This is a genomic window from Pedobacter glucosidilyticus DSM 23534, from assembly GCF_000425145.1.
GTDB lineage: Bacteria > Bacteroidota > Bacteroidia > Sphingobacteriales > Sphingobacteriaceae > Pseudopedobacter > Pseudopedobacter glucosidilyticus.
This window is the reverse complement of sequence record NZ_AULF01000036.1, coordinates 22,502-31,442: the sequence shown is the minus strand read 5'-3', so window position 1 is coordinate 31,442 and position 8,941 is coordinate 22,502. Positions and strand designations below refer to the sequence as shown.

Here is an 8,941-nt window from a genome sequence, read left to right as displayed (position 1 = left end):
ATCAAACTGTTGTTTTCTCGAACAATATCTTCTTTCAATAATATGTCATTGTTAAGCTAAAAGCTTAAGGCGGTAAGCCTAAAGCATAAGTGAAACAAAATGAATATAAGCTTTAAGCCTTGAGCTTAGAGCTCAAAAGATATTCAGGTGTCTATATCGATGGTGTCCACCTCTTCCCATTCCGAACAGAGAAGTTAAGCCCATCAGAGCCAATGGTACTGCAGTAAAATGTGGGAGAGTAGGTCGATGCCGACTTTTTTTTATTCAATCAAATAATACCCTTTAAGCTAGTATAACTTAAAGGGCTTTTTTGTTATTAGGGAATTCTTAATAGGGTTTTAATCATTCGCAACTTTATAAAAAAGTTGAATTTCCACCTATAAAGTAAGTCGCTTTTCAAAAAAAAACATCTATTTTCACGGAATCTTTTAGCACTCTTTTTTATAAGTTTTTTTTATATAATTAACGAATATAAATCATAGTTGTACATGATTAAAATTACTCTTCCCGATGGTTCTATAAGGGAATATGAAAAAGGAACCAATGCTCATCAAATTGCCTTATCTATTTCAGAGGGCTTAGCTAGAAACGTATTAGCCGCTGTAGTAGACGGCGAAGTTTGGGATACTTCAAGACCTATTGAGCAAGATGCGTCTATGAAATTATTAACTTGGAATGATACAGAAGGAAAATCTACCTTCTGGCACTCATCCGCTCACTTGTTGGCAGAAGCTTTAGAAGCTTTATATCCAGGAACAAAATTTGGTATTGGACCGGCTATAGAGACAGGTTTTTATTATGATGTTGATTTCGGAGATCATCAGATTTCATCTGACGATTTTAAGAAAATAGAAGACAAGATTATTGAGCTTGCGAAAGCAAAGTCTGAGTACAGTAGAAAATCCGTTTCTAAAGCAGAAGCTTTAAAGTATTTTGAAGAAAAAGGAGATGAATATAAATTAGATTTAATCAAAGACCTTGAGGATGGTAAAATCACTTTCTATACACAGGGTAATTTTACCGATTTGTGTAGAGGGCCGCATATACCTAATACCGGGTTCATCAAGGCTGTAAAGCTGATGAACGTTGCAGGCGCTTATTGGAGAGGTGATGAAAGCAGAAAGCAGTTGACCCGTATTTATGGCGTAACTTTTCCTAAACAAAGTGAGCTTGCTGAATATCTTCAAATGATTGAGGAAGCTAAGAAAAGAGATCACCGTAAGTTGGGAAAAGAACTAGAGCTCTTTACTTTCTCAGAAAAAGTAGGTATGGGTTTACCATTATGGTTGCCAAAAGGAACTGCTTTAAGAGAAAGATTGGTTAATTTCTTGCAAAAAGCTCAGCAAAAGGCAGGTTATGATCAAGTAATCACCCCACATATTGGACATAAAAACCTATATGTAACATCTGGGCATTACGATAAATATGGTGCAGATTCTTTTCAGCCAATTAAAACTCCGCAAGAAGGTGAAGAGTTTTTCTTGAAGCCAATGAACTGTCCGCACCATTGCGAAATCTATAAATCTAAACCAAGATCTTATAAAGATTTACCGGTAAGATTAGCCGAGTTTGGTACTGTTTATCGTTATGAGCAAAGTGGCGAGTTACATGGTTTAACCAGGGTAAGAGGCTTTACACAAGATGATGCTCACTTATTTTGTAGGCCAGATCAGGTTAAAGAAGAATTTAAAAAAGTTATCGATCTAGTTTTATATGTTTTCAAAGCTTTGGGCTTTGAAAACTATACGGCTCAGGTATCATTAAGAGACCCTGAGAATAAAGCCAAGTATATAGGTTCTGATGAAAATTGGCAATTGGCAGAGCAAGCTATTGTTGAAGCAGCAGAAGAAAAGGGTTTACCAACCGTTGTAGAGTTAGGAGAGGCCGCATTTTACGGGCCTAAACTAGATTTTATGGTTAAAGATGCTTTAGGTAGAAAATGGCAGCTAGGAACTATACAGGTAGATTACAATTTACCCGAACGGTTTGAATTAGAATATACTGGAAGCGATAATCAAAAACACCGCCCAGTAATGATTCATAGAGCACCTTTTGGTTCTCTAGAAAGGTTTGTGGCTGTTTTAATCGAGCATTGCGCTGGAAATTTTCCATTATGGCTTACACCAGAGCAATTTATAGTTTTACCAATTTCAGAAAAATTTGAAGATTATGGTAAAAAAGTTTTAGAATCTTTAAATAATTCCGATATTCGCGGTTTGATTGACTTGCGGGATGAGAAAATTGGAAGGAAGATTAGGGATGCTGAAATCAAAAAACTACCTTATATGCTTATTATAGGTGAGAAAGAAATGCAAGAAGGCATGGTTTCTGTACGTAAGCATGGTGAGGGAGATAAAGGAAGCATGACTTTAGAAGAGTTCCAAAATCATCTTCAACAAGAAATCATTATTTAAATAAATAACTGGAGGACTATTATTAGACCAAAATTGAATCCGAATAACAGAAGCAGAAGAACCACAGAGCCGGCTCATAATATCAACAGACGTATTAGAGCTAGGGAAGTTAGGGTAGTAGGCGAGGATATTGAACAGGGCGTATACCCTATAGAAAAAGCATTGCAGATGGCAGAAGAATTGGAACTCGACTTAGTTGAGATTTCACCTAATGCAAATCCGCCAGTATGTAAAATTGTTGATTACAATAAGTTTGTTTACGAGCAAAAGAAGAAGCTTAAAGAAATCAAAGCAAATGCAAAACAAACTGTTATTAAGGAGATTCGTTTCGGTCCTAATACCAGTGATCATGATTTTCAATTTAAACTAAAGCATGCCGTTAGCTTTTTAGAAGCAGGTGAGAAAGTAAGAGCTTACGTTCACTTTAAAGGTAGAGCTATCGTTTATAAAGAGCAAGGAGAAATTTTGTTGTTGAAATTTGCTCAAGCTTTAGAGGATTATGGAAAAGTAGAACTTCTTCCTAAGTTAGAAGGAAAGAGAATGTTCTTAACAGTTGCGCCTAAAACGTTAAAAAAATAAATATCCACAGGTTAAATTAAAAAGCATAATTATGCCAAAAATGAAAACCAATTCTAGTGCAAAAAAGCGTTTTTCGCTCACTGGAACAGGTAAAATCAAAAGAAAGAGTGCTTATAAAAGTCACATCTTAACTAAGAAGACTACGAAGCAAAAACGCAACTTAACTCATACTACATACGTGAATGATGGAGATATGGGTAATGTTAAACGTATGCTTTGTATCGGAAAGTAATTAATTTATTAACCAGGTATCCGGTAGTAAGAATTCTGCAATACGAATCACCGTTTATCAAAATCATTTAAAATATGCCACGTTCGGTTAACGCAGTTGCGTCAAGAAGAAGAAGAAAAAAAATCTTAGGTTTAGCCAAGGGCTACTGGGGTTCAAGAAGTAAGGTTTATACCATTGCTAAAAATACTGTTGAAAAAGGTTTGCAATATGCTTTCCGCGACAGAAAAGTTAAAAAGAGAGAATTCAGAGCGTTATGGATTCAGCGTATTAATGCTGGAGCCCGTCAGTACGGTATCTCTTATTCTCAATTAATAGGGAAATTAGCTGCAAAAAACATAGGTTTAAATAGAAAAGTTTTAGCTGATTTAGCAATGAATCATCCTGAAGCTTTTAAAGCTATTGTTGATACGGTAAAATAAAAAAAACACGTTTTAGGATGATAAAGAAAAGGAATCAAATTTATTTGGTTCCTTTTTTTTATGGAATAAATTTTAGCTGTCGCTTTTTAGTTAAATTATCAACTGTTTTTTCTAAAATATTATTTTCAAAATTGAATAAATACTTATCTTAGTGAAGTAGCTCCTCATGAAGAATCTCTCAATTGTAAACTGGTCTTTAAATAAGCTGCTTTCTACAGAATCAGATTCCTTGGAAAGGGCTAAAATAAAAATTCTATTTTCTTTACTCATACTATCTCTTTCTAAGGTAATTGTTGTGATTATTACAGCATGGTACTACCAACAAGATTTTCAGTTAAATCGGTCTATAATTTTTGGCGTTATTTATCTTATACTTTTTAAACTTTTACTCTCTAAAAAAATTAGTATTTCTAAAACTAGCCATTTTATGGTTTGGGTGGGACTTGTTGTTATTTGGTCTAATATATTCATAAAATCAGGTAGCTTAAGTTTGGTTATTATCCAATTTATCTTTATGCTTATCATGAGTAGTTTTTATCTTATAGGCTCTAGAGTTGCACTTATTGCTTCTATATTAGCTTGTCTTCCAGTAATGATAAACCTGCTTTACGATAATAAAGTATTCTCAAATAAATATACTTCAGATTTTGTAGCTTCTCCAGGTTATGAGATTTTAGTAATATTAAATTTTCTCACAGTTATTATAGCTCACTATTTTTTTAACGAAGCGTTTAAAAACAATATGAGTATACAAAAAGAACTTAATAAAAAGCTAGAAATAGCAGTTGAAGAAGCCAATAAAGCTGCACAATCTAAATCAGATTTTCTTTCTGCGATGTCTCATGAATTAAGGACGCCATTAAACGCAGTTATAGGAATGACGAATTTGTTTCTTTCTGATCCTAAAAGTTATGACCAGCAAGAAAATCTAAAAATACTACAATTTTCATCTCTTAATTTACAAGCTTTAATAAACGATGTTTTAGATTTTAATAAGTTAAATTCTGATAAGCTGAGTTTGAATAATGTCAGTTTTAACTTATATGAGCAAGTACAGAATATTTGTGCTACTATGAAATTTCAGTTTGAGGAAAAGAAAATCAATTTAATGATTGATTTGGATGATCAGTTGAAGTCTGTTTTCATAATTTCAGACTCACTAAGGATAACTCAAATTTTATATAACTTACTGGGTAACGCTTTAAAATTTACAACAAAAGGTAATGTTATGATTAGTTTAAAGATAATTGATAGAAGCCAAAGTCATGTAAAAATTAATTTTGCTATTGCTGATACTGGGATAGGAATTACCAAAGATAAGCAAGAAATTATTTTTGAACCTTTTATACAGGCATCATCTACTGTTTCAAAAAATTATGGTGGTACTGGATTGGGCCTAGCGATAGTGAAAAGATTATTACAGCTTTTTGAGAGTAGTATTTGCCTAGAAAGTCAGCCCAATTTGGGTTCAAAATTTTTCTTTAATATAAATTTTAAAATTGGTGATGCAGGCTTAGTAACAGAAGTTAAAAATACTGGTATTTTAAAAGAAGATTTAAGTCATCTTAAGATATTAGTAGCGGAAGATCATGTTATGAACAGGTTATTGCTTAAAAAGGTATTAAATAAATGGAACAACCAACCCACTTTTGCAGAAAATGGACTTGAAGCTATTGCCAAACTAAAAGAAGAAGATTTTGATATTATTTTGATGGATTTATATATGCCAGAATTAGATGGTTATCATGCAGCTAAGGTTATCAGGAATATGCAAGACGGTCGAAAATCTCGTATTCCTATATTAGCGTTTACCGCATCTGTTTCAGATACATTAATTCTTGATATTAAAGCCGCAGGCATGAATGATTGTTTAAGTAAACCTTTTGACCCACAAGAGCTTTATCGTAAGATATATTTTTTAGTTAATGTACAATAAAGAAAACACCCTTTTTTGTATCTAGCTTAAAATTTTTGAAAAAAAAGTATTTAGTTGGTTATAAATTTAATTTTTAATAGTAAGATTAATTTTATAATAATAGAAAATTTAGGTTTAAAATTTGTTTACCTAGTTATGTAACCATTAATATATAACTATGAAAAAGAACAATTTTTTTAAGCAAATTTTAAGCGGAACATTAATTTTAGCATTAGCCGTAGGTTTTACTTCATGTAAAAAGGATGATGTTGACGAAACTGGATCAGCGAGAATTAAAGTCGTAAATGCATCATCAGCATCAAATGCACAAAGCGTATTTTTAGCTAATAATGCCATTATTCAAGGAGGATTAGCCTTCAGTAATTCTTCAGATTATATCACCACAAATTCTGGTAATAATCTAAATCTAGAATTTAGAAATGAAGGTTCTACAACGGCTTACGCTAGCGGAAGATTTGATGTTGATAATGGAAGTTCATATACAGCTTTCTTAGCAGGAGATGGTCAACAGGCTAGAGTTAAACTTTATGAGGATGATTTAGCTGCTCCAGCTGGTGGGCAAGCAAAAGTAAGATTTGTTCATTTAAGTGATGCTGCTCCCGCTAATGTAGATATTAGAAGAAATTCTACTACTAACTTAGCGGCAAATTTAGCTAGAGATAATGCCAGTAATTTTATGAATATAGAGCCAGGGATTCTTTCTTTACAAGTTTATGCTGCTGGCGGAACAGAAAACTTAGGTACATTTGATTTAAGTGCCTTTGTAGAAGGAAAAATTTATACTGTTTATATTACAGGATCTACTGCACAGAACATTACAGTGAGGCAAATTACGCATAATTAAAAAAAATGAATATTTGAATAGGGCCAGAATTTTATGAAAATTCTGGCCTTATTTTTTTAAAAATCATCATAAAAATAGGTGAAACGTAGAGGTTTCGTTAATTAGATAATCTCAAAAAAATGAAATCCTATATCAGACTTCTTAAAGCAATAATCTCATCATATAAAAAAAACTCACACCACACTGAATAACAGATATAAAAGACTATTTTTGTGCCGATTAAATAATAAATATGAGTTTAAATGTTTTTAACAAGTCGATTGATTTAGGCGATGGCCGTATCATTGAGATCGAAACTGGAAAATTAGCTAAGCAAGCAGATGGTTCAGTAGTAGTGAAACAAGGTGATACCATGCTTTTAGCCACTGTTGTTTCAAATAAAGATGCAAAAGAAGGTGTCGACTTCCTTCCTTTATCCGTTGATTACCAGGAGAAATATGCGGCAGCTGGCCGTATCCCCGGAGGTTTCTTACGTCGTGAAGCCCGTTTGTCTGATTATGAAGTATTAATTTCTAGATTGGTTGATAGAGCTTTACGTCCATTATTCCCTGAAGATTACCATGCAGAAACGCAGGTAATGATTTCCTTAATATCATCAGACAAAAATATCATGCCTGATGCATTAGCAGGTTTAGCTGCTTCGGCTGCTATTGCGGTTTCTGATATTCCGTTTAACGGACCTATCTCAGAAGTACGTGTTGCTAAAATTGATGGAAAATTGGTTATTAACCCTACTAAATCTGATTTAGAAAGAGCAACACTTGAATTTATTGTTGCTGGTTCTGCTCAAGATATCAATATGGTTGAAGGAGAAGCTGATGAAATTCAGGAAGCTGAGTTGGTTGAAGCTATCCAGTTTGCACATGCTGCGATTAAAGCACAAGTTCAAGCACAAGTAGAACTTACCGAATTGGTAGGTAAAACTCAAAAAAGAGAATACTGCCACGAACATAGCGATGAGGAATTAAAAGCTAAAATTACGGCTGATACTTACGATAAAGTTTATGCTGTAGCAAAATCTGGCGCAGGTAAAGATGAGCGTTCGGCAGCTTTTAAAGCTTTGCAAGATGAGGTTTTAGCTGCTTTAGGTGAAGATGCTACAGAAACTACTAAGTTTTTAGCTAAGAAATATTTCCATGATGTTCAGTATGATGCTGTAAGAGCTTTATTATTGAATGAAGGTATCCGTTTAGACGGACGTCATACAAAACAAATTCGTCCTATCTGGAGCGAAGTTGGTTATTTACCTTCTGCACATGGTTCTGCTATATTTACACGTGGCGAAACACAATCTTTAACAACCGTTACTTTAGGTGCTAAAGATGATGAGCAGTTAATAGATGGTGCTTTCATCAATGGTTACAACAAATTCTTATTGCACTATAATTTCCCTTCTTTCTCTACAGGTGAGGCTCGTCCTAACCGTGGTGTGGGTAGAAGAGAAATTGGTCATGGTAACTTAGCCATGAGAGCTATCAAAAAAGTATTACCTGGAGATGAGGAAAATCCTTACACCATTCGTGTAGTTTCTGATATTTTAGAATCTAATGGTTCTTCTTCAATGGCAACTGTTTGTGCTGGTACCTTAGCTTTAATGGATGCAGGTATTAAACTTAAAGCTCCGGTTTCTGGTATCGCTATGGGTTTAATTTCTGATGATAAAACAGGTAAATATGCTATCCTTTCTGATATCTTAGGAGATGAAGACCATTTAGGAGATATGGACTTTAAGGTTACAGGTTCGAGAAATGGTATTACCGCTTGCCAAATGGATTTAAAAGTGAATGGTTTATCTTACGAGGTTTTAACAGAAGCGTTAAACCAAGCTAAAGAAGGCCGTTTACATATCTTGGGAGAGATGGAAAAAACCATGTCTGCTCCACGTGAAGATTACAAACCACATGCTCCGCGTATCATCAGTATGGCGATAGATAAAGAATTTATTGGTGCTGTAATTGGACCAGGTGGTAAAATCATCCAAGAAATGCAACGCGAAACCGGTGCAACCATATCTATTGAAGAAAAAGACAATAAAGGTGTTATCCAAATTTTTGCTGATAATAAAGATTCTATTGACCAAGCGGTTAGAAGAATCAAAAACATCGTAGCAAAACCAGAAGTTGGCGAAGTATACGAAGGTAAAGTAAAATCTATCATGCCTTTTGGTGCTTTTGTTGAGATTATGCCAGGTAAAGATGGCTTATTACATATCTCTGAGATTGATTGGAAACGTTATGAGACTATGGACGGAATTTTCCAAGTAGGAGATGAGGTAAGAGTTAAATTATTGGATATCGATAAGCAAGGTAAATTAAAACTTTCTAGAAAAGCTTTATTACCTCGTCCGCCTAAGCCAGAGGCTGCTCCGTCAGAAACTCCTCAAGCTTAAAAGTATATTTTTTTGATTTTTTACCCGCTCTAATTTATATAGAGCGGGTTTTTTTATTTTATAATTTTAAAATAGATAATAATTTCTATATTAGATACCATCCATTATTAAACCAGAGTTTGATAATC

General features: G+C 33.8%; 7 protein-coding genes and 1 rRNA gene. All 8 read left to right on the top strand.

The features are described 5' to 3' along the window. Window positions 1-143: 143 nt before the first annotated feature. Window positions 144-255, top strand: a 5S ribosomal RNA gene (rrf, locus tag H510_RS0111185). A gap of 233 nt (window positions 256-488) precedes the next feature. Beyond that, window positions 489-2,414 carry a threonine--tRNA ligase gene (thrS, locus tag H510_RS0111180; protein WP_026904409.1) on the top strand — a complete coding sequence of 642 codons (1,926 nt, stop codon included), beginning with the start codon at window positions 489-491 and terminating at the stop codon, window positions 2,412-2,414. A 33-nt stretch (window positions 2,415-2,447) separates the two neighbouring features. After that, window positions 2,448-2,993, top strand: a complete 546-nt coding sequence (gene infC, locus H510_RS0111175; protein ID WP_026904408.1) for a translation initiation factor IF-3 — start codon at window positions 2,448-2,450, stop codon at window positions 2,991-2,993. Between the two features lie 31 nt (window positions 2,994-3,024). Then, the gene (gene rpmI / locus H510_RS0111170) at window positions 3,025-3,225 is read left to right on the top strand and encodes a 50S ribosomal protein L35 (protein WP_026904407.1); all 201 of its coding nucleotides are present in this window, start codon (window positions 3,025-3,027) and stop codon (window positions 3,223-3,225) included. A 74-nt stretch (window positions 3,226-3,299) separates the two neighbouring features. Beyond that, the gene (gene rplT, locus H510_RS0111165) at window positions 3,300-3,644 is read left to right on the top strand and encodes a 50S ribosomal protein L20 (protein ID WP_026904406.1); all 345 of its coding nucleotides are present in this window, start codon (window positions 3,300-3,302) and stop codon (window positions 3,642-3,644) included. 229 nt (window positions 3,645-3,873) lie between these two features. After that, window positions 3,874-5,580: a response regulator gene (locus H510_RS18735; protein WP_162143075.1), complete on the top strand. Its 1,707-nt coding sequence runs from the start codon at window positions 3,874-3,876 to the stop codon at window positions 5,578-5,580. A 157-nt stretch (window positions 5,581-5,737) separates the two neighbouring features. After that, window positions 5,738-6,424 (top strand): DUF4397 domain-containing protein, encoded by a 687-nt coding sequence (locus H510_RS0111155; protein WP_026904405.1) that lies wholly within the window; start codon window positions 5,738-5,740, stop codon window positions 6,422-6,424. 232 nt (window positions 6,425-6,656) lie between these two features. Next, window positions 6,657-8,813, top strand: coding sequence for a polyribonucleotide nucleotidyltransferase (gene pnp / locus H510_RS0111150; RefSeq protein ID WP_026904404.1), 2,157 nt, complete (start codon window positions 6,657-6,659; stop codon window positions 8,811-8,813). The last annotated feature ends 128 nt before the right edge of the window (window positions 8,814-8,941 follow it).

Excerpts from the sequence above, each read along its gene's own strand:
- H510_RS0111155 (WP_026904405.1), top strand. The coding sequence starts at position 5,738 with ATGAAAAAGAACAATTTTTTTAAGCAAATTTTAAGCGGAACATTAATT.
- rplT (WP_026904406.1), top strand. The coding sequence starts at position 3,300 with ATGCCACGTTCGGTTAACGCAGTTGCGTCAAGAAGAAGAAGAAAAAAA.
- rpmI (WP_026904407.1), top strand. The coding sequence starts at position 3,025 with ATGCCAAAAATGAAAACCAATTCTAGTGCAAAAAAGCGTTTTTCGCTC.
- thrS (WP_026904409.1), top strand. The coding sequence starts at position 489 with ATGATTAAAATTACTCTTCCCGATGGTTCTATAAGGGAATATGAAAAA.
- pnp (WP_026904404.1), top strand. The coding sequence starts at position 6,657 with ATGAGTTTAAATGTTTTTAACAAGTCGATTGATTTAGGCGATGGCCGT.